The following is a 1,263-nucleotide window of genomic DNA, read 5'->3' on the forward strand; positions in this document are numbered from 1 at the left end:
CAGGGCGATTGCATGAAGGATCAGATGGCCAGGCCCAACACCTTGCCAAGGTAGTCGGCGTTCCAGCCCGCCTTTAGGCGCTTGGAGGCGACGCCGAGCTTCGTCGTTTTCTCGTTCTTCAGCAGGTTGAGGGCAATGCGGCGCAGGATGGCGAAATTTTGCGCCGCGTCGCCAACGCGCACGCGGCAGCCGTCCTCGCGAAATGCGACGTCCAGCACCCAATGCATGCTGTTTTCAATGCCCCAGTGCGCCCGTACTGTTTTGCCCAACATTGCAGCCTTGGCCGGCAAGCTGCTGATGTAATAGCGGCGTTCAACGCTGGCTGTTCCGGTGCTGTTTCGCCCGATGATTTCGCGCGTCGACTCGATCATGATGAGGCTTTGCAGCCCGCTCCAATGCTGTTTTTGCTGAACGAGCCAAGCGATGTCGTTGGTGACAAGGCAGCGCCGGGTTTCGATCCGTCCGTGATCTTTTTCGGTCTGGATGTGCTCCCAGAATGGACGATCCATCTTGCCTGCGTCGGCGGCGTCGAACCACAGCTTGACGGCTTCGGCCAAGACGGGCTGGTTGTCCTTCACACCCAGAACATAGTCGGCGCCGCTGGCAACGATCTTGGCGGCGATGTCGCGCTGGCACCCCATCGCGTCGATTGTGATGATGGCGCCTTTGACGTCCAGGGTATCCAATAATTCCGGTATCGCGGTGATCTCGTTGCTCTTGTCGGCGGTCCGAACCTGCCCAAGTGTGACGCCGCTCGCGCTGCTCCACGCCGACACCAGATGAATGGCGCTCTGTTTGCCATCGTGTGAACCACGCACGCATTTGCCATCGATGGCAATGTGCTGCCCTTCAAGCGACGGACACAGTGCGCCCATCCAGCGTACAAAACACGATTCGAACTGCTTCGCGTCAAGCAGGGAAAAAACGCGTCCGAAGGTGTCGTGCGAGGCGATGCCATTGGCGAACGGCCGGTACTGACGCAGCCACTCGAGCTTCATTTCGCTCCATTCCACAACCGTGGTCCAGCTTTCCGCTCCACTGATGACGGCGCAGATCGCGGCCAGCAGCAATTCGTCCAGTTGATATGCGCACTCGCGCGCGCGCGGATCGCGTAATTCATCGAATGCTTCCAGCAGCGACATCGGTCCGATTGTCATTTTTCTCGCCCAAATATCGAGAGTAAACGCCTTTTTCAAAGAGTTTACAAGCGATACCTACAAGCTGTGCTCATCGCCTCGGCTCCGCCTTCATGCAATCGCCCTG

At 58.5% G+C, this 1,263-nt stretch carries 1 protein-coding gene; it reads right to left on the reverse strand.

The window, feature by feature from the left end:
• Positions 1 to 20: 20 nt before the first annotated feature.
• A complete protein-coding gene (locus ACFDR9_RS27735; protein WP_409033081.1) occupies positions 21 to 1,142 on the reverse strand; it encodes an ISAs1 family transposase in 1,122 nt (373 codons plus the stop codon).
• Between the last annotated feature and the right edge of the window lie 121 nt (positions 1,143 to 1,263).

Source organism: Janthinobacterium sp. CG_23.3, assembly GCF_046115965.1.
Classification (GTDB): Bacteria; Pseudomonadota; Gammaproteobacteria; order Burkholderiales; family Burkholderiaceae_D; genus Janthinobacterium.